The 19,922-nt window shown below is 43.4% G+C and carries 20 protein-coding genes; 9 read left to right on the forward strand and 11 right to left on the reverse strand.

The genetic code is table 11. The features are described 5' to 3' along the window. The coding region (gene miaB / locus K2Y18_09795; GenBank protein MBX9806023.1) for a tRNA (N6-isopentenyl adenosine(37)-C2)-methylthiotransferase MiaB at positions 1–1,378 on the reverse strand (1,378 nt) is incomplete at its 3' end. Between the two features lie 128 nt (positions 1,379–1,506). Next, on the reverse strand, positions 1,507–1,974 hold the full coding sequence (locus tag K2Y18_09800; GenBank protein ID MBX9806024.1) for a MucR family transcriptional regulator: 468 nt from the start codon (positions 1,972–1,974) through the stop codon (positions 1,507–1,509). Between the two features lie 279 nt (positions 1,975–2,253). Between K2Y18_09800 and K2Y18_09805 the strand changes: the two genes are divergently transcribed. Then, a complete protein-coding gene (locus tag K2Y18_09805; protein MBX9806025.1) occupies positions 2,254–2,814 on the forward strand; it encodes a DUF2062 domain-containing protein in 561 nt (186 codons plus the stop codon). Between the two features lie 66 nt (positions 2,815–2,880). Here K2Y18_09805 and K2Y18_09810 read toward each other — a convergent pair whose 3' ends face one another. The 3 genes from K2Y18_09810 to tsaB all read right to left on the reverse strand — a co-directional run bounded on the left by K2Y18_09810 (position 2,881) and on the right by tsaB (position 4,410). After that, a complete protein-coding gene (locus tag K2Y18_09810; protein ID MBX9806026.1) occupies positions 2,881–3,228 on the reverse strand; it encodes a hypothetical protein in 348 nt (115 codons plus the stop codon). 61 nt (positions 3,229–3,289) lie between these two features. Next, on the reverse strand, positions 3,290–3,742 hold the full coding sequence (gene rimI / locus K2Y18_09815; protein MBX9806027.1) for a ribosomal protein S18-alanine N-acetyltransferase: 453 nt from the start codon (positions 3,740–3,742) through the stop codon (positions 3,290–3,292). Then, a complete protein-coding gene (gene tsaB / locus K2Y18_09820) occupies positions 3,730–4,410 on the reverse strand; it encodes a tRNA (adenosine(37)-N6)-threonylcarbamoyltransferase complex dimerization subunit type 1 TsaB (GenBank protein MBX9806028.1) in 681 nt (226 codons plus the stop codon). The genes rimI and tsaB overlap by 13 nt, the downstream gene beginning before the upstream one ends. Before the next feature lie 65 nt (positions 4,411–4,475). On the opposite strand from tsaB, the gene ddpX reads away from it, so the two are divergent. Both ddpX and K2Y18_09830 read left to right on the forward strand, forming a co-directional pair. Beyond that, positions 4,476–5,030, forward strand: coding sequence for a D-alanyl-D-alanine dipeptidase (ddpX, locus tag K2Y18_09825; protein MBX9806029.1), 555 nt, complete (start codon positions 4,476–4,478; stop codon positions 5,028–5,030). Between the two features lie 160 nt (positions 5,031–5,190). Then, positions 5,191–5,703 (forward strand): hypothetical protein, encoded by a 513-nt coding sequence (locus K2Y18_09830; GenBank protein ID MBX9806030.1) that lies wholly within the window; start codon positions 5,191–5,193, stop codon positions 5,701–5,703. Positions 5,704–5,770: 67 nt separating this feature from the next. Here the strand turns inward: K2Y18_09830 and K2Y18_09835 are convergent, their stop codons facing one another. Then, positions 5,771–7,432, reverse strand: a complete 1,662-nt coding sequence (locus K2Y18_09835) for a hypothetical protein (GenBank protein ID MBX9806031.1) — start codon at positions 7,430–7,432, stop codon at positions 5,771–5,773. A 127-nt stretch (positions 7,433–7,559) separates the two neighbouring features. Continuing rightward, on the reverse strand, positions 7,560–7,826 hold the full coding sequence (gene traD / locus K2Y18_09840; GenBank protein MBX9806032.1) for a conjugal transfer protein TraD: 267 nt from the start codon (positions 7,824–7,826) through the stop codon (positions 7,560–7,562). Positions 7,827–8,085: 259 nt separating this feature from the next. On the opposite strand from traD, the gene K2Y18_09845 reads away from it, so the two are divergent. From K2Y18_09845 to trpS, 4 genes are all read left to right on the forward strand, one after another. Continuing rightward, on the forward strand, positions 8,086–8,727 hold the full coding sequence (locus tag K2Y18_09845; protein MBX9806033.1) for a sel1 repeat family protein: 642 nt from the start codon (positions 8,086–8,088) through the stop codon (positions 8,725–8,727). A gap of 82 nt (positions 8,728–8,809) precedes the next feature. Then, positions 8,810–9,865 (forward strand): tol-pal system protein YbgF, encoded by a 1,056-nt coding sequence (ybgF, locus tag K2Y18_09850; protein MBX9806034.1) that lies wholly within the window; start codon positions 8,810–8,812, stop codon positions 9,863–9,865. An 18-nt stretch (positions 9,866–9,883) separates the two neighbouring features. Next, positions 9,884–11,413 carry a murein biosynthesis integral membrane protein MurJ gene (gene murJ / locus K2Y18_09855; GenBank protein MBX9806035.1) on the forward strand — a complete coding sequence of 510 codons (1,530 nt, stop codon included), beginning with the start codon at positions 9,884–9,886 and terminating at the stop codon, positions 11,411–11,413. 18 nt (positions 11,414–11,431) lie between these two features. Further along, a complete protein-coding gene (gene trpS, locus K2Y18_09860; protein ID MBX9806036.1) occupies positions 11,432–12,442 on the forward strand; it encodes a tryptophan--tRNA ligase in 1,011 nt (336 codons plus the stop codon). Between the two features lies 1 nt (position 12,443). Here the strand turns inward: trpS and K2Y18_09865 are convergent, their stop codons facing one another. Beyond that, positions 12,444–12,719 (reverse strand): hypothetical protein, encoded by a 276-nt coding sequence (locus K2Y18_09865; GenBank protein ID MBX9806037.1) that lies wholly within the window; start codon positions 12,717–12,719, stop codon positions 12,444–12,446. Positions 12,720–13,275: 556 nt separating this feature from the next. Here K2Y18_09865 and rpoH point away from each other — a divergent pair. Continuing rightward, positions 13,276–14,157, forward strand: a complete 882-nt coding sequence (gene rpoH / locus K2Y18_09870; GenBank protein MBX9806038.1) for an RNA polymerase sigma factor RpoH — start codon at positions 13,276–13,278, stop codon at positions 14,155–14,157. Then, positions 14,157–16,256, forward strand: coding sequence for a thioredoxin family protein (locus K2Y18_09875; protein ID MBX9806039.1), 2,100 nt, complete (start codon positions 14,157–14,159; stop codon positions 16,254–16,256). Before rpoH ends, K2Y18_09875 begins: the two co-directional genes overlap by 1 nt. A gap of 120 nt (positions 16,257–16,376) precedes the next feature. Here K2Y18_09875 and K2Y18_09880 read toward each other — a convergent pair whose 3' ends face one another. The 3 genes from K2Y18_09880 to K2Y18_09890 all read right to left on the reverse strand — a co-directional run bounded on the left by K2Y18_09880 (position 16,377) and on the right by K2Y18_09890 (position 19,060). Next, on the reverse strand, positions 16,377–17,351 hold the full coding sequence (locus K2Y18_09880; protein ID MBX9806040.1) for a hypothetical protein: 975 nt from the start codon (positions 17,349–17,351) through the stop codon (positions 16,377–16,379). A 777-nt stretch (positions 17,352–18,128) separates the two neighbouring features. Next, positions 18,129–18,539 carry a GNAT family N-acetyltransferase gene (locus K2Y18_09885; protein ID MBX9806041.1) on the reverse strand — a complete coding sequence of 137 codons (411 nt, stop codon included), beginning with the start codon at positions 18,537–18,539 and terminating at the stop codon, positions 18,129–18,131. Continuing rightward, positions 18,536–19,060: an acetyltransferase gene (locus tag K2Y18_09890; GenBank protein ID MBX9806042.1), complete on the reverse strand. Its 525-nt coding sequence runs from the start codon at positions 19,058–19,060 to the stop codon at positions 18,536–18,538. The genes K2Y18_09885 and K2Y18_09890 overlap by 4 nt, the downstream gene beginning before the upstream one ends. Positions 19,061–19,922: the final 862 nt, after the last annotated feature.

Raw genomic sequence — 19,922 nt, forward strand, 5'->3', positions numbered from 1 at the left:
CTGTTACACTATTGGGGTGCGCCTCTTCGACGCGCACATCCACAACCTGTCCAAATAGACGGTCAGACGCGGATACCACGACAGATTGCATATAAGGTGACCGACCGATAAACTGACCTTCAACGCGTCCCCTTCGATCCAAAAGAACCGGTTGGATGGTTCCAATGGTTCTTTGGTTAAAAGCCAACTGCTGCTCATTGAGCAAATCTTGTAAGGCTTGCAAACGGCTTGACTTCACTTCTTCTGGAACTTGGCTTTCCATTGCTCCAGCTGGCGTTCCTGGCCGAATGCTATACTTGAAGGAGTAGCATTGGGCATAATTAACGCGTCTTACCAATTCGAGTGTATCTTCAAAATCCTTGTCCGTTTCTCCTGGGAATCCAACGATAAAATCGGAAGAAAGGCCAATGTCAGGTCGCACTGCGCGCAAGCGATCAATAATATCAAAATAAGTTTGAGCGGTATGTTTGCGATTCATGGCTTCCAGAATGCGGTCGCTGCCGGACTGAACGGGTAAGTGAAGGAAAGGCATGAGGGCAGGGACATCCCCGTGTGCCTCAATTAAGCTTTGGTCCATATCCCGAGGGTGAGACGTGGTGTAGCGGATGCGCTCAATTCCTAGGTCTGCCAGCTCACGAATCAAACGGGCCAAACCCCACTCCGGTGATTCACTCATGTTCCCTTGTGGAGCTTCTCCATGATAGGCATTTACATTTTGCCCAAGAAGCGTAATCTCTTTGGCCCCTAAAGACATGAGATGCTTTGCCTCTGTCAATATTTCTGCGCCCGGGCGGGAATATTCTGCCCCTCTCGTATAAGGAACGACGCAAAATGTGCAAAACTTATCACACCCCTCTTGAATGGATAAAAATGCCGTTGCTCTGGATTCTGCAGTTTGGGGTAAATGGTCAAATTTTGATTCTGCTGGGAAATCAACATCCACGATCCCTAAGCCCTTTTTTTGACCTGGTTTCCTGGCCTTGTCAGCCTCACGGGTTGCCCTTGCCACCATTTCGGGGAGTCTGTGATAAGTCTGGGGACCAAATACCATATCTACATAGGGAGCTTGGCGTATAATCTCTGACCCTTCTGCTTGAGCCACACACCCGCCAACAGCAATCACCGTGTCCTCGCCCCGTTCTCGGCGTTCTTCACGCTTATCCCGGAGTCTGCCTAAATCTGAAAAGACTTTTTGTTCTGCTTTTTCTCGAATATGACAGGTGTTTAATATCACCATATCAGCATCATCAGGGGTTTCTGTTAATCCATATCCAAGAGGGGCAAGAATATCGGCCATGCGTTCAGAATCATAAACATTCATCTGACAGCCATAAGTTTTTATGTAGAGTTTCTTTTTCTGATGTGTTTCAAGAGACATGAGGTTCAAGTGCCAAGGTTCAGGGTTGTAAAAGATTGGGGGTCAGAATTCAAAAAACAACATAAGTATATTTTCGAATTTCTGACCCCCCGCCTGTAAGGAGTTAACCTGTTCGGGTTAAACTTGCTTTATGCAACTTGTGAGATGTTATCAACGCTCTCAACAACCTTTAATTTCTTGCGACGATGACGTGACATTCCCAAACCGCTTGATTTGGCAATTTCACTACGACGCTTCGCATAGTTTGGTGCAACAACTGGATAATCTGAAGGAAGACCCCAGCGTTCACGATATTGTTCAACAGATAGATTGTATACTGTTTTCAAGTGGCGCTTTAGCATTTGAAGCTTCTTACCATCTTCAAGACAAACAATGTACTCATCTGTAATTGATTTATTAATAGGAACAGCTGGTTTTGGACGTGTTGTTAGCCCGCCTTGGACACCATCTGTGCTTAAATTAGACAGTGTGATGAAAATTTGTTGAATCACGGTTGGTAAATCTGTAAGAGCTACTGTGTTATTAGATGTATGGGCCGCAACAATCTCAGCAGTTAAACTTAGTAGTTCGAGTCGAATAGGTTGGTGTTCTGACATAGTTTGTAAATCCTCTATTTATTATAGTTCAGTCCTTGATTTTATAAATCTAATAGAGAAAAAGAACAAGTCTTTTTTTCATAAACATTAACTTTTTTAAAAAATAGATGGAAACATTAGGCATTCAAAGTACTTAGAACGCATATTAATACATATCTTCTATAAAAATCTCATCTACGAAAGAACAATACCCGCTGTAGATCTCAAGCACCAAAGATTTTAGACTACAGATAGAAGATTCATTTCTGTTTCATTTCCTCCTAGGGTATAGATTGATTCATGATACATCGCTTCAAAAGGAAGCTTCCCAGCCTGAAGACACTCAAGCAGAGCAAATCCTTAAGAAAAATTAAGCATCGAATTGAACGACAAGAATTGTTTCACTTCAATCGGCATGCTGTTGCTGGTGGCGTCGCGATTGGGTTGCTTATTAACTTTCTCCCCTTACCCTTTCAAATGTTTTGGGCAGCCCTTCTTGCCGTTTTCTTTTCGGTAAATCTGCCCATCGCTGTCGCGTTGACTTGGATCAATAATCCTTTCACGGCTATTGCCATCAATTACTTTATGTATAAAGTGGGCTTAATGATCTTATCCCAGCCCTCTCAAATCAATTCTTATCCTACATTTTCATGGCAACAAGAAACCTTCTCCGCTTTCTTCAAAGACTTGATGATCTGGGTAGGTTCCCTTGGAAAACCCTATTTTGTTGGTGTTATGGTGGTATCTATTGGAGCAGCCTTACTGGGTTATTGCCTCACCCATATTCTTTGGGGGCTTAAGTCTATCGTCACCACAAAGAAAGTAAAACGTAAGGCATTTGCCTCAAATAAAAGAAGGTAGCCCACGAGAAAAAAGGTTCTTTAATTTCTTTAGTTCCCTTTACGGGGGGTTTCAGTTTTGCCTTCATTATTTGGTCCGTTGAAGGTCTTCGACTTGCTTAGTGAGTGTTTGCACCTTGATATTTGTATCCTTCAAATCACGCTTGAGCTGCGCTAGCTCCCGCTGGAGGTGATTAATTTCCTGATGGAGGGGTGTAAATTCTTCTAAATAGATATAGTCTGCGATCTCATTGAGTATGGAGCTAAATTTTTTAATAGGTACATGCAAATACTCTGAAAGTTTTGCATCAAACTCCTTTATTTTCTCATCTAAATATATTTCGCTGTGTTTTGGTTTCTCAATCATTGGAGCTGAGGCGTAGACGTGAGTGTTCAAAACCAACATTGACAACACAAAGCAGAGTTTCTTGACCACTTGGTTCTCCCAATATCATTGATTGATCCCTTGTCTTTGATTATATGGGGGAACTTATTAATTATTCATTTATGTAAGCGAGCACAGCAGCATCAACAGAGGTATGATCTGCGCGTTGATAATAATTTCGACGTGTTCCCACGGTGGTAAACTTAAGGGATTTGTACAAAGCTATCGCCGCTTCGTTATCCTGGGCAACTTCTAAGAAGATCTTCTGAACCCCGACAGACGTTAAAAAGCCGACCAATTCTTTCAATAAATGCTTTCCGACCCCTCCTCTTTGAGAAGATGGGCAAACAGCAAATGTGAGGATCTCCCCCTCTTCGCCTAAACCTCTTGCCAAAATGAATCCAACCGGGGTGTGGTTAGGAGCCATAGCCATCCATCCGCAGGTCGTTTTCTCTTTCAAAAGCTGATCGAAGGTTGCGCGGTCCCAAGCATCCGGAAAGCAGGTGGCATGAATCGCTTCTAATTTGCCACCATCTTCTGTCGATAAAGGAACTATAGAGAACATAGCTTTTGCATCACAAATTCAGGATTATGTAAATAATAAGGAGCAAGAAGTGCTGGCAACTCTTTCGTTATACATAATGTCGGATCTTGACTTGTGGTCAGCTTATGCAAATAAAGATGAATCAAATTATGTGAACTCAACGTCGGAAGGGAGATAATTCGTTGCATATCCCTCTTTGTGGCCAATAGCTCTTGAACCTCTTCTTCTGTCTTTATGATAGCAGGAAATAGAGGATTCAACATTTCATCAAACCCTTGCACATAAAAGGTATCCCGCTTTGTGGCGATCGTAACAAGATAAGACGCAAGTTGCTCCCTCCAGGCCCCAAAGGCAAGTATCTCAAAAGTTGTCGGGGCAAAACTTGTGGCTTTCGTGGATAAGAGCAAGCCTTGCGCCGTTGCAAGCCCGAGGCGAATGCCTGTAAATGATCCTGGCCCTCTGGGCGTTGCAACCACATCAAGCTGTTGAAAATCGATGGATGCTTGGTTTAGCAAATCTTTCATAGAAGGCAACAATTGCGCCGCTTGACTGTGGGAGCCTGTTCCAAAAGGCAAAGAAAGACTGCGCATAGTCCCACGCGCCCAAACGGATAAGGACGCCTCATCCCCAGATGTATCAAAGGCGAGGATATTTATGGATTGATGCCTGTCTTTAAGTGATGTATTCATAAAAGTATATCTAACGCTTTACTATAGGGAGTGACATCATGCCGCAGAATCGCCCACAACCCCATATGGATCCTGACCAAAATTCGCAAGGTCTTATCAGTCCCCTTGTTGAAATTACAGAAGCCTCCCATAATATTCTTCTTGAACTGCGTTATGCAACAGAAAACAACGTTACAGGTAAAAGAATTTACCATGATCACCGCTGTTTTCTTCACAAAGATGCGCTTGTGTTGTTTGAGAGAGCCCTCATCCTTGCCCAACAACAAGGGTTAACCTTCAAGATTTTTGATGCTTATCGCCCGCCAGAGGTGCAACAAGCCTTGTGGGATCATTCACCAGACCCTAATTATGTCACGCCTCCTGAAAAAGGCTCCCCCCACACCCGCGGTATTGCCATCGATCTGAACTTGGTGGATGCTAACGGCCAGGAGCTTGATATGGGAACCCCTTTTGATGACTTTACCATACAATCCCATCATGGCGCGGCCGGCCTGTCCGCGAAAGTCTGTGCCAACCGATATTTACTTCTCGGCATCATGATGAGCGCCGGTTGGGATTTATTTCAAAACGAATGGTGGCATTACCAACTCTTCAAAGCCCGTGAGTATCCGCTGATATAGGGGATGATTGATTCTTTCCCAAGTTAATTCACTTCACTCCTCGCAATGACTTCATTGTTTAATACCCACCTATTATATCTAAAATATTGATTTATTAGATAAGTCTTAACCAATCTTCTATTAAAATATAAAAGATAATTTAATATTTACTAGGAGAATTATGATGAAAAAGACCTCTATTGCTCTATTTTGTTCAACATTTATATTCGCGAATTCTACCAAGGCTGAATATTCACGAGATCTTGCCACAGACGTAGTTCATGGCTGGGGTGCTTTTTGTGCTGAGCTGAACAAAGATTTACCTAATGGTGCAAAAACACCTAACACCATTTATTGTGATTTATCCGATAGCGCTGCGTTGCAACATGGAAAAAATATGCTTTCATCAACGGATGTGTCAGATCTTTATAAAGCTGGATACGGGCAAGCTAGCGGGGTGATCTTTCATAAGAATGCACAGCAGAATCCTTTTAACTGGGTATTTGAGCAATTTGCTGAGAAATTTAAAAACTTACAAAAACAGATTGATGATGGTAAAGCCGAACATAAAAAGCAAATTGAAGTTCTAACGAATAAGATAGAAATGCTTACAACAACAGTTACCAATCTCAATGCAGCTATGAAAGATAATAAGACTCTTCAAACAGCACAAAAATTTGGTGGGAAGAAATAGAGTTCAGTACTCACAGCTGGCTCACTCTAAACTTTTGAAAGGCATGGCTTCCCCGCCATGCCTTTTATCATTCCCTCCGCATTGGCCTTGGGTCCTCAAAATAGTCCTCATACAACCGTTCATCCGCGGCATCGAGGGGAGGCGCATCCTCAATAATGCTGGCCCGGAGGAGGATCACAAGTTCGACAACCTCATCCCCATCCGCTGAAGACGTAAACAATTGACCAATCACCGGCAAATCCCCAGCCACAGGCATTTTTTCAGTCCCATTCGTTGTCCTGGCCTCCATTAATCCACCCAAAACCGCAATCTCCCCTGATTTGAGGCGCAAAACTGAGTCAATTTCACGCACTTCCACCACAGGAATGAGGGAAGGCTTGGGTTGTGGCCCCCCGTATGACTTTGCATTGGCAAAAGCGATTTCAACGGCGGGATCGCTGACCGAATGAGTTAGCCTTGAAATAGTTGGGCGCAAAGACAGGATAATGTCTCCGGCTTCCTGGTCGATGGAGGGCTGCACAGACAGCACAAGCCCAATGGGAACCGTTTGAATATCACTAGATACATTAATACTCTCTCGATTTACGGACAGATTAAGTTGTTTGTCATAGTTTAGGCGAAAATAGACTTGGTTTTGGGCCACTTTTAAAATGGCTGTTTGGTTATTCATCACGGTCAGTCGCGGGCTGGATAAGGTCCGAGACGCCCCAAATTCTTCAATGGCCTTGAGTAGCCCAGAGAAGGTTTTGCCCTGCAAGCCAAAGGATAGCATATCTGTTTGAGCACTTGTGGGGTCCATAAAGCGTCCTCTTTGGGCCAAATCCCCCAGAGCCAAGTCACTGTGGAATGCCCCGCCTGCCAACTTTTGCCAATTGATACCGCATTTATATTGATCCTTCAGGCTCACCTCGATCACTTTGGCTTCGATGAGAACTTGGGAAGAAACACCCGCTCGCAAATTATTTAAGTACTCCGCCACAAGGCGATGTTGACGCCCCGTTCCATAAACCGAAACTACACCCGCTTGCCGATGGAGACTATAGCTTGCGCCCTCTTTTTCGGTCGAATAGGCACTTAAAATCGTTTTTAAATTCGCGTCGAGCTCTGTCCAAAAGTCACTATTTCCTTTTCCTGAGATCGTACTGTTTGAGCCATTATCTGCAGATGACTTGGTGTCCTTGATGCTCGAGAAAACGTCTGTTGCAATTGAAATGCGATTTTCTGCAAGTCGAGCAAGATTCAGAAAATTGAGATTGTAATTCATGGCATAGGGCGTATCGACTTCTATTCGAATCGACGGGCCAGAGATTTTGTACCTCAAATCCGTAACTTCACAGATATCGTCCATAACGTCAATGAAAGGGCGATTGTTTGCGGAGAACTGCAAGCGCTCCGTTACCTTTGAGTCCATCGCCAAGCCAACTTCAGCTTGCCGCGCCAGTTCAACAAAAGCATCTTTTAAGGGGACTTCCTCCGTTATAGTTATGGAGACACGCTTTTTAAAGGCTGGGTGAGGAGCAGGAGCTGGTTTTTTTTTCGGTTTTAAATATGCCCTTGGGGGTGGGCGACTGTTTTCAGGTATACTTTTGAGCGATTGGATATGAGAGCGATCGAGAATTTCATGGGGAGGATCAGAGGTTGTACGGCAAGAGATCAAAGATAAAAGGAGAAGACAGACCAACAAGACTTCTTGGAAGGTATTCTCGAAACCTTGGGACTTTTTCTTCATGTCTACCCCTTGCTTGCCCACATATCGAGTTGTAAATATTCAACCTATGCGAGTGTGAGTTAAGCAAGACTATAAAAAATCCGCCGTTGATAATCAAGGGCGGATTTTGAATACGTATAAGACTTTGTTAAATAAATTTCTTTTTACCTCTCCCAGGTCTCAAGATTTTAGAACCTTCGGTTTGCCATGTTGAAATTCGCTTGTCATTCTGATTAAAAGCTCTCACAGCTTCTAATACAGCACCAGCGAGTACTTCGTCCGACATCTTATTAGCCCCACATCGATTTAATATCGTTGTGATTTGATTTTTTCTTTTTTCTTCAAGCTTTTTTTTGCGGGATTGCAACTTATTAATTTGACTGTCAATTGTTTTAAGACGTTCACTTGTTGCCATTTTTCTTCCTTTCCTAATAAATAAATACGTACAGCTGCATTTTATAATATTGATATAAAAATTTCCGTACAGCTGGATTTTATAATATTCATGGCACAATATTTGTCAAGAAGATAAAATTTTAATCTATTTAAATAAGAGGCGAAATTATTATCAAAGAATGTTAAAATCGGGAAAGAATTTGCAAAACATGCGACACATTCGATAAATAATTGCAAATAATACAAATTATTATATATTTTTGAAAGATTATTGCGAAATGAACAATTTGAAAAAATTTATTGGAACCACCCAATCCCTATTATTGATCATATTACTCTTAGTCAGTATGGGGCTTCCAACATATGCCTCTCTTCACAAAGGCGAATACTTTATCATTCATGAAAAGTATGAAGATGCAATTACAACTCTTGAACCTTTTGCTGCTCAAAACAACCCACATGCTTTATATCTTCTATCTTATATTTATCTTATGCCTTCAAGTCATCATCTAAACTTTCAAAAGGGATTGGCTCTTCTCGAAAAAGCTGTTTCTCTAAATTATGCGCCTGCGATAGACGAACTTGCCGGCCTTTACCTCAGTGGTGAAGGTGTTGAGAAAAATGAGGAGAAAGCTTTACATTATTACTTGAAAGGCGCTGATGCTGGGTATGGGCCTAGCCAATTTAACAGCGGAATTATGTACAAAGAAGGACAAGGAACAGCCACTGATCCTGCAAAAGCTTATTTCTATTTATGCATGGCGTCTCTGAACACTTCAGATTTAGGGGACGTTACCCAAGATGCCGCAAAATACAGGGATGAAGTTGTTCCCCTTCTTTCTCCGGAGGTGCGCCAGGAAACTCTCCGCCAGGTTAATGCACTCACCCTGCCAAAGGAATCAAGAAGGGAGAAGTCGTAAGCTCATGAATTTAGTCGCACTTTTTAAAGAAATCTGCTAAAAACGGCTTATATTAATATATATGCTAAAAAGAGGATGCATCATGACTTTACCCATACCATTGAAATCAAGGCTCTCACTCTATTCTCTACTCGCGACTTGTGCCCTCATATCTGGATTTAGCCTTCCCATAAAAGCAGAGGATAGCACCGCTGCCATTGGAGCCCTGAGTGCTCGAATTGAGGATTTGGAAAACCAGTTGTCAGGCGGCGCAAAAACAGATGATGCCAACCCAGGTTCCCAAGTGACAGGCGAAGACTTAAGAATCATGAAAGAAGAAATGCGCACTCTTCATGATGATATTAAACGCCTCCAAATGGAGAACGCGGATTTGCGCTCGGATCTCGCGTCTCAGAAGTCAGCACCTGCTGTTGAGCCTCATGGTGAACACCGGGATGTGCACCGAGATGACCCCCATGAGGAACACCGTGATGCAAAACCTATCAAAAGTCGAATTGAAAAGGACGCTGACCAGCCCTTTGCAGCCCCCTCCGCGGTTCCTTTAACAGATAAAGATGATGAAACCGAGTCCGTCTTAAAGCTTCTTGAACAATCCGCCCCAAGTGACGATGAGCACGATGGTCCCCTAAAGAAGAAACAGAAAAAAGATATAGAGGAGATTCGAGAAACAGCGACGAAACATGCTGAAGAAACGGCGCCTACCCTTTCCGCTGGAAATGCAGAGGCTCAATATAATGAAGCGTTTGCGCTCTATAATAGTGGTGCTTATAAGGAAGCGGAACGTGCCTTTAGTTACTTTATTAAAACCTACCCAAAAGACCCATTGGTTTCAAAGGCAATGTATTGGAAAGCTGAGTCATGCTTGAAACAAAGCAAACATAAAGAGGCAAAAATTCTTTTTGTGAACGCCTATAAAAAGAATCCGAAGGGACCAAAAGCGCCGGACTGTTTATTGAGGCTTGGAGAAGCTCTTGCCTTACAAGGGAAAAAGGATGATGCCTGTACAGCCTGGCGGAAATTACAAACGGACTTCCCTCATATAACCAGTGAAATGAAAACAGAATTGGGAGCGTTAAAGAAGAAGTATGAGTGTCAGGTAAAATCTGAAAAAGCACCAGCAGCTGCCTCAAATTCTTAACTCTGGAGCCTAAATAATATGCGCATTATCCGGGCCATGGCCACTGTCGGAGGATTTACCGGCGTCAGTCGTATTTTTGGGCTGATCCGGGAAAGTCTGATGTCGCATATTATCGGTGCAAGCCCCATTACGGACGCCTTTCTCGTTGCCTTTAAATTCCCTAATTTCTTTCGCCGCATCTTTGCGGAAGGAGCTTTTAACGCCTCCTTTGTCCCCCAATTTTCAGGACAACTTGCCAGTGAAGGTACTGAGTCTGCCAAACTTTTAGCCGAACGGGTGATGGCCGTTTTGGGCACAACGTTGATTTTGTTCGTGCTCTTTATTGTTGTGGCTACCCCTTGGGTCATGGGGGTCATAGCCCCTGGATTTTCGGGCGACCGCCTTGAAATGGCCATCACATTCACCCGAATCACTTTTCCGTATATTTTATTTATTTCCATATCCGCTCTTCTCAGTGGCGTATTGAATTCCCTAGACCGATTTGCTGCCGCTGCCGCTGCTCCCATCATCCTCAACATCATCATGATTGGGTCGATGATCATCTTTTCTTATGCGGACCTAGTCACTGGAAAGGCTTTATCTTGGGCTGTATTTTTGTCAGGTGTTTTGCAATTGGTTTGGCTCTATTGGGCAGTTTGGCGTACCGGATTTCGATTAAAAATTCGCCTGCCGCGCCTCACACCAGAGGTGCGAAAAGTCTTACGACTTATGGTTCCTGGGGCCATTGGCGCGGGCGTTATGAACATCAATTTACTGCTCGACATGGTGTTTGCCTCCCTTCTTCCCGCGGGCTCCATTTCCTTCCTTCATTATGCGGATCGGCTCAACCAACTTCCTCTGTCCCTCTTTGGTGTCGCCATGGGGACCGCGCTCCTGCCCTCTTTGTCCCGTCAGATTCGGCTTGGAGAATTTGAAAAAGCCCTTGTCAACCAAGGCATCGCCGTTGAAGTGTCCCTTCAACTAACGATACCGGCGGCCCTGGGGTTGGTCCTTCTCTCTTATCCAATTATTGATCTGATCTATGGTTTAGAAGGCGATCAAGTCACCGCAACAGCCGCGGCTCTTGCTGCATTTGCCACGGGTATTCCTGCGTATGTATTTAGCAAAGTTTTTGCAACCGGATTCTTCGCTCGCCAGGACACAAAGACACCCGTCAAAATTGCGGTCATCAGCATTGTTTGCAATCTCTTCCTCAACCTCATTCTCATGGGCCCCTTCTCTCATGTGGGCTTGGCGATGGCTACATCCATTGCCGCTTGGGTGAATGCGGGTCTTCTTCTCCTCGTTCTTCACCGCCGGGGGTGGTTTTCCCTCAACCGACAAATACAAATCACGGCCATGAAAGTTTTGATCTCAGCCGCAGCCATGGGCGGTGGGCTGATCCTCGCCCGTGATCGATGGCTCACCACCCTTCCCGATTCGCTTCTGCTGCAAATCACGGCTGTCCTAAGCATCATCATCTGCGGTATGGTTATTTTTGGTGGCATGGGACAATTGACGGGTGCGTTTAATCTGACCCATATTCGCCAGGCTTTACGACGTAATTAATTTGGCAAGGAGACAAAAATGAAACGGGTTCTTTCTGGCATTCGTCCCACAGGAGACATTCATTTAGGCAATTATCTCGGCGCTATCCGGAACTGGGTTGCCATGCAGCAGGAAATGGATGAGAACCTGTTTTGTATTGTGGACCTTCACGCTTTGACAACCCTCGAGGATGTTAAAAATCTCGTCGGGAATACCCGCATCATGGCCGCAGCCTACATTGCCAGCGGTATCAGTCCCGTGACATCTCATATTTTTGTGCAAAGTCATGTGCCCGCTCACACAGAGCTTGCGTGGATATTTGGCTGCATCACGCCCATGGGTTGGTTAAATCGGATGACTCAATATAAGGAGAAAGCCGGTAATCAACGAGATACCGCGTGTCTCGGGCTCCTCGCTTATCCTGTGCTCATGGCCGCCGATGTCCTTATATACAAAGCAACCCATGTGCCCGTTGGAGAAGATCAAAAGCAGCATGTTGAGCTGATGCGCGATATCGCTGGTATGTTCAATCGTGAGTTTAACAAAGAGGTATTTAAGCTGCCAGAGCCCCTCATTTTTGGCGCTGGAACACGCATCATGAGCCTTCGCGATGGCACCTCCAAAATGAGCAAATCGGATATTTCTGAGTACTCCCGCATCAATATGATGGATGATGCGGACACCCTGTCTTTAAAAATTCGCAAAGCCAAAACCGATGCAGATCCGCTCCCGGATTCTGCTAAGGCTCTTGAGGGACGCCCCGAAGCGACCAACCTCATTAATATCTATGCAGCTCTCATCAACCAAACGCCAGATCAAGTGTGTCAGACTTTTGCGGGGAGCACTTTCTCCACGTTCAAGAAAGAGTTGTCGGATTTACTAATCGCCCAAATTTTGCCCATTGGTCAAGAAATGCAGCGCCTCCTGAAAGATAAGGATGAGCTCGACAAGATCTTGGCCAAAGGCGCAGCTCACGCATCCGCTCTTGCAGAAATTCACATGAAAGAGGTCCACGAAGTCGTCGGCCTTTTGAAGCCTATGGGTGTGTAAGTTAAGAGTAAACTATATGAAAATCTCTACCAATAATGAGCATATTCTTTGTAGCTGATTCCGCATTTTTCTTACAATATTCTTCATATTGAGCTAAATCAATTTTTTTTACCCTAAAATCTCCTAATTGAACCATGTTTTGGTAAAGATTTTTTGATAAACAATAATGGTGCCCATTAGGGCAATTTATACAATAGATTGCTTGATTATTTCGTGGGTCAGTGCTTTCTGAATACTCTTTTACCCCTGTGCACCAAATGCAAAATTCTTCGGACATGTCTTAATTGCCTCTTTATAAAAGTCACTCACATGTTTAATTTAAGTAAATCATAAATCAATTAATATTTGATTTAGAATTTGATATATTAAAAGAATTTATCACCTCCTCTCATGGGACCAAGGCTGTTTAGAAAATGTTATAAAGCCTAAACGCTTCTTGCAAGTTCCCCTGGTTTATCCTTCACTCCCTCCCCACGCAGGTGGGAATCCACGGCTTCTTCGCGCAAGCGGAGGAAATACATTGTGCAGTGCTTACGCACTGCGACGTGGACCCCCACCATCGTGGGGGAGGAGTGAAAGAAATTGCTTGGGTAATTTTATATTTTCTAAACAGACTTACTGGAGGGGATGGCACCCTTTGGAACCTATATGTGTCACCAATACAGATCTTTTTGAATGTGTCTTTCATAATAAACAATAACAACCATATATAGTCATTATTTTAAGAATATAAGGCCTTAGGCATTGCATTCTTACTTTTTCTTCAGTTAGTATTTTTATAGGGACAAAAGCGTCTCTGAAGCGTTTCATTGGCCTTTTATGAATGGGTTTATATGTCGCAAGCCTCACAGACTCAAAATCGTGATGAACTCAACCACCATTACGTGCGTCAAATACGCGCTCTTCCCATGTTAACGTTGGAAGAGGAATGCGCGTTGGCCAAAAAATGGCGCAAGGACGGTGATACACAAGCCGTAGAACGTTTGGTGGCCAGCCACTTACGCTTGGTGGCCAAAATTGCATCTGGCTATAGAGGGTATGGGTTGCCGTTGAATGACCTTGTGTCGGAAGGCAACATCGGGATGATGCAAGCCATGAAGCATTATGACCCGGACCGCGGATTTCGCTTGTCTACCTATGCCATGTGGTGGATCAAAGCCAGCATTCAAGATTATATTTTACGCACTTGGTCTTTGGTTAAAATTGGAACGACATCGTCTCAAAAGCGCCTCTTCTTTAGTTTGCGCAAAGCTCAGCGCAAGCTCCATGCCATGGAAGAAGGAGAACTCAACCCCGAAATCGTGACTGCCTTGGCGAAGAAACTTTCTGTTCATGAGAGTGAAGTGATTCAAATGAATCAACGTTTGGGGGGTGATAGTTCGTTGAACATCATGATCAGCGGCGGCGAAGAAGACTCGCCTGAATGGATTGAATGGCTTGTTGATGAGCGCGAAGACCAGGAAATGCAAGCGATTCATTCGGACGAAATGACCAAGCGTCGAAACCTGTTGGAGAGCGCGATGACTTGTCTGAACGAAAATGAACATCAAGTTTTTGTGGAGCGTCGCCTCAAGGATCCCCCGTTAACTCTAGAAGAGATAAGCAAAAGCATTGGCATTTCAAGAGAACGGGTCCGCCAAATCGAATTTAGAGCTTTTGAAAAAATCCAAAAGCAAATTAAACGCCTTATCGCTGAATCCCATCGGAGCCTTTAATGAAAAACACTTCCCCAATCCTAAAATATGTCCTTCTCATTCTGGCATTTTTTGTTCAGACCAGTTTCGCAGATCAGGCTAAAGTTAAGCTCTCCCTGATTTCAGAATCAAAAACCGTCGGCAATGAAACGACGCTCAATCTTGGCTTGCGGGCTAAAATTATTCCCGGTTGGAAGACCTATTGGCGCTCTCCTGGCGTTGCGGGTTATGGGGTGACTTTCACCTGGGACGGGTCCCGCAATGTTAAGTCCGTTCAACTTCTTTGGCCCATTCCTCACCGGTCACAAACCCAAATGGGACAGGTGAATGCCTATGATGGGGATGTTGTGTTTCCTTTGAAAGTGGAAGTTGTTGACCCCGCAAAACCCATCCACCTGAATTTAAATGTGGATATGTTGGTGTGTGATGTCGGCAATTGCTTGCCTGTTATGGAAACAATCAACCTCGATCTGCCTTCGGGTTCAAAGACCGAAAGTGCCGAGGCGGCCCTGATCCGCGAAGCGTTTAAAAATCTGCCAGAGCGTAAAATTCCTGAAACTCATGACTTTGGGTCCTTTCAAATTCAGCGCGTTGCCCTTCAAGGAGCAGACGAGATTCCCCCCACGTTGCAAGTGGTACTCTCCAAAGAAAGTGGTTCATTTTCAGAAGGCGACCTGCCCGAGGTCTATCTCGAAATAAAAGATAAGCTGGTGGATGCTCCGGTGGTTACCCTTTCGAAAGACCGAAAGAGCGTTCGGTACTCCGCAGCAATCTATCCGGATTCCAATCGCGTCCCGACTTTATTGACAAATTTAATTGGCAATCCTGTGACCTTAACCATCAAATATCAGAATGAACTCTTGGAGGTGGATCAAACCCTCAAAATGCAACAACTCAGTTTTGGTCTGTTAGCGGCAATGCTTCTTGCAGCCTTTATCGGTGGACTCATTTTGAACATCATGCCATGCGTTTTGCCCGTGTTGTCCCTCAAAGTCCTTTCCGTCATGCGCCATGGTGGCGGAAACAACGCCGTTGTTCGACATGAATTTCTGGCAACCGTTTTGGGCATTCTCTTTTCCTTCCTTGTCCTTGCCGGTGGCGCCATCTTCCTCAAACTCTCCGGCGAAGCGGTCGGGTGGGGTGTGCAATTCCAAGAACCTCATTTCCTGATAGCCCTGGTTGGCATATTGACCCTCTTCGCGTGTAATCTTTTTGGGTTTTTTGAATTTCGATTGCCCCCCTTCCTATCGACGCTCGGCGGCATCACGCCCAAACGCGAAAGTTGGGTAGGATCCTTCCTCGAAGGTTCCCTCGTCACCGCGCTTGCCACCCCTTGCACGGCGCCCTTTTTGGGAACGGCCCTGGCCTTTGCCCTCTCCCGCGGCATCTATGAAATTCTCTTAACATTTATGGTGATGGGACTCGGCCTTGCGTTTCCTTTCCTCCTGATTGCCTTCTTTCCAACGATGGCCACTAAGTTGCCCAAACCCGGCGCCTGGATGATCACCGTGAAGTATGTGTTTGGGGCGCTGATCCTCGTAACTGCTCTGTGGTTGATTTATGTTTTAATCGCAGAAATCGGAATGGTTGGAGCTTATAGCATTGCTGGATTGATGCTCCTGTTGTCACTCCTCTTGAAGAGTACGGGTAAGGTCACGGAAGCCCGCAAGAAAATGGCTTGGATTGCCGCTGCACTCTTGATTGCTGCAAGCTTTGCCCTGCCAACTTTCTTACGCCATCCCGTTGAAGGATTGCCCGCCAAGGTCAATGGCATCTGGCACCCCTTTGAGCCAGAACGCATCCAAGACTACATTAAACAAGGAAAAACAGTCTTCGTGAATGTGACAGCGGATTGGTGCCTCACCTGTCAGATGAATAAATTAATTGCGCTTAAAACCGATGCTGTGGAAAAGGCGTTGAGTGATCCTAGTGTCATCGCCATGGAAGCGGACTGGACGAAGCATGACCCCAAAATCACGACCTATCTAAAATCCTTCAACCAGTATGGGATTCCGTTTTATGCTGTCTACGGTTGTAAAACGCCCGCGGGCCGTTTCTTGGGCCAAATCCTCACGCCCCAAACGGTCCTTGAGGCTTTGGAGAGTGAGAAATGCCGTTGAGGGCTTTTAAGAGAATTGAGACCAACAGACAGTGAAAAGCAATATGTCTGATGGTTGGCAGGGGATTTGGAGGGGTTCAAGTGCCCCTTGCCATTAAGCCGCCTCAACTTCAACTTCATCTTAATCGATAAAATGAATTTTGATATCAGAATTCACTTTCCTTAATTGACTCAAATTTTCCTCACTTATACTATTTTTGGTTAGAGTAAGGTTTTGAACATGTTTTAACATTGAGACGTCTGTCACACCTTGGCACGACCGCAAATCAAGGGTATGAACATTTCCTAACGCAGAGACGTCTGTCACTTGTGTTTCAATCAAATTAAGTGTGTGAACATTTCCTAACGCAGAGACGTCTGTGACACCTAGACACCCCCCCAAATCAAGAGTGTGGACTTTTCCCAACGCAGAGACGTCTGTCACACCTTGGCACAGCGCCAAATCAAGGCTGTGGACGTTTCCCAACATGGAAACATCTGTCACTTGTGTTTCAATCAAATTAAGTGTGTGAACATTTCCTAACGATGCAAGGCCTTTCACCTCGCACCCCTCTAAATCAAGGGTGTGAACATTTCCCAACATGGAAACGTCTGTCACTTTTGTATAACTCAAATCAAGGGTGTGGACATTACCCAAACGCTCGAGGGTAATAAAATTAATGAACTTTTTGTTTGGTGGTCTAAAATAGACTCTAGAAAGGCCGTGTTCATTAAGTATTAAACCATTTTGCATCAAGTATCTAAAATATTTGCAAGTTGAATAAAGGGACTTTGCCACACCCGGATATGTGTAAATTATACCCTGACTGTCCGAGGGCAATAATGAAAAGACCCCTATGCCATATTGTTCAGGGGCGCTTACTTCATTCTTACTACCAGTCTCATAGCGACTTCTCTTCGCTTGAGGCTTAAGTGGTTGAAATTCTACCAAAGCAGTAGGTAGTGCTGCATAGTAAGGGATGGGAAGACTCATAGGGACTGATGAGTATCTTCTTTTTGTTCCCCCATCTACTTTATCATCTCCGGCAAGCCCTGCTTGTGAAGATAATCCCCCCAATATTATAGCGAAAGTGAATTGTTTTATATAATTTTGCATTTTACACTTGTTTTAATTGATTTATATAAAAATATGAAAATATTGCTCATTAATTAGTGAGAAGTATTATTAATTTGGGAGTGTATATTTTGCAATACCGTATAAATACGCTAGTTGGGGCTGATTGATGGATAATAGTGAAGTGGCAAATATGTAGTTGTGACTCAAAGGCCGAGTGGACGTTGGGGCACCCCCCTCTACTGGTCGTCCTGATCCGTCAAATTCAAGATAAACCACGGACATGTGGGATGAATGGGGGGGAAAATAGATATATTGTAATATTATCAAGGGAATAGGTTTCTCCGGCATCTACATTTGTAAGGACACGGAATACGCCAGCATGGCTGATGAGTAAGGATGAATGACTTATATTGAGAAGAGGTTGCCCTCAAAATCTTGGATTTCGCGGGCTTTAAAGTCACGATACGCTTTTTCGAATAGGGGAATGGTTTTTTTTAATATTGTTTTCCCCCAATTGCAAGCCGCATATCTGGGTTAAAGCCGTCGTGGGATTTGACCCCTCCTGCGCTCTCCTAAACTATCAAATGGGCAAAAATTAACGTTAACGATTTGTTAATAATTTAACCTGTTTGATGTGCTCGGTGGAACGGACTTGACCAAATCCTTTAAACCATCAAGACCCTCACAATTTCCAAGGGTTGTTTGGATTGGGAAAGTCCTACTTCATTTAATGGGATGTCTGTTTGCCCAATGTTGATATTTTTTGAATTCTAAACCCTCTCCTCATGTCTCATAAAAAAGGGTGAGGGGGAATGGTTAGACGGCCTTTTTTAACAGATGACATGTTAATCCGTATTTCCATTCTGGGATTGTTGCTACTTCTTCGAATCCACATGCCTTGAAGAAGTCACGAGCTTCCGCGAAGTATGTATTCAATTGGATCGCTTTCAAATTTTGTTGCTTGGCCAAATCAACGATCTGCTGCAAGAGACTTTTACCCACACCCCGCTTTCTGAAATTGGATTCTACCCACAATCCATCGACCCATAGAATGTCTTTGTTTATTTGAAAAATGGTTCCACCAATGAGATGAAGTTCATGAAAGGCAAATATATTTTGTGATTTTACAGCATGAAAATGAGACATTTCTTCCAATTGAGTGGCCAGTTTAGACTCAATCTTTTCACGCCATTCTTCATTCATAAAGGTACTAAAAGTGATACTCATTGTTTTTCTCGCAACATCCAGGTGGCAGCATTATTTACAGCCGTCATTATTTTTCTAAAGCCTGCTTTTTCAAAAGCCCGTATAGCTCGGGTATTATCTTTATTAGGATCAACAAAGCATGCTTCAAAGCGTTGGTCAATATGGTTTTCACAGAAAAGTTGGATTATTTCCGCTCCCCACCCACGACCGATCATTTCTCCTTCACCTATGAAGAGATCTAGTCCAGCCACTTGCTTTGAGTGGGATACGAAACCATCGACTGGAAAGTCAGCAACATCATAGTATTGGCAATAGCCTACTTCTCTTCCATCCACACATATCACAAATGCCTCGATCGCTTTTTTAGATTCATGATCAAGTTTATAACCTTCAACGTAAGATCCGAACTTCTCCTTAACCAATTCACTGGTCCAGTTTACATCCTGATCCCACCACTCTTTCACATGTGGTTTGTTGAGCCATTTTAAAAGCCGGGAGAGATGATTCACTTTAAGACAGGTAAAAGATATTTGATACGTCATAAGCTTTAAACCTCTTTTATATTATGAGTCTGTGAAAAGTGATCTTGTGAATTTCACATAGAAACTTTTTTGAAGAAAACATCCTGCGTCAGTGGAGCATAATTTTTTAATTGGATCATCTATACTGATGCAGTTGCTCACCTATATTAGCCGATCGGATTATTAAACTCATTGATTTTTGGATAATATTTAATCTTGAAATAATACTCTTCAAAATAGCGGCTCGAAGTCCAAACATTTCTCATTTTGTTACTTATTTGTCCTAAATTACAACCTGTTTTTACCCTGATTTTGCCCTCTTATGTGCCAGAAACTCCCAAAAGTTTAGGGTCTAATATTATCACAAAATCAATTTTTTTTACCGTTTTTCGTTCATTTATGACCCTTATTATTTTTAGAATTTTGACAGTAAATTTACCGCTTAAGTTCTTACTCATCTATAAGCAGATTTTGCATTTTATTTAGTTGCATATAAATCATTTGTGAAAATGTTTCACGTGAAGCATTTTAGCTTAAAAATTAAACCAACCATAGCTTTCGTATCTACATTTTGAATTGTTTTGTACAAATCCTTGCATTTTTTTTATTTTCTTTGGCGTTATGATTTTTAAATTGAATTGCTTTTATAGCAACGTTTCACGTGAAACATATTTAACTTATGCTATTTAGTAACATATTTTCAAAATGTATTGGATTTATTGCTTTCGTACTATAATGTTTCACGTGAAACATATAGTGTCTCGAAAGAAAGGGATTACATCATAAATATTACTATTTTGGCCTCTATTAATCATTTTAATCAGCATAATTCATGTTATATTTCTTAAATTGAAGATTATCATCTTTAAAAATATCTTTATAA

This window comes from Alphaproteobacteria bacterium (assembly GCA_019746225.1).
Lineage (GTDB): Bacteria > Pseudomonadota > Alphaproteobacteria > Paracaedibacterales > VGCI01 > VGCI01.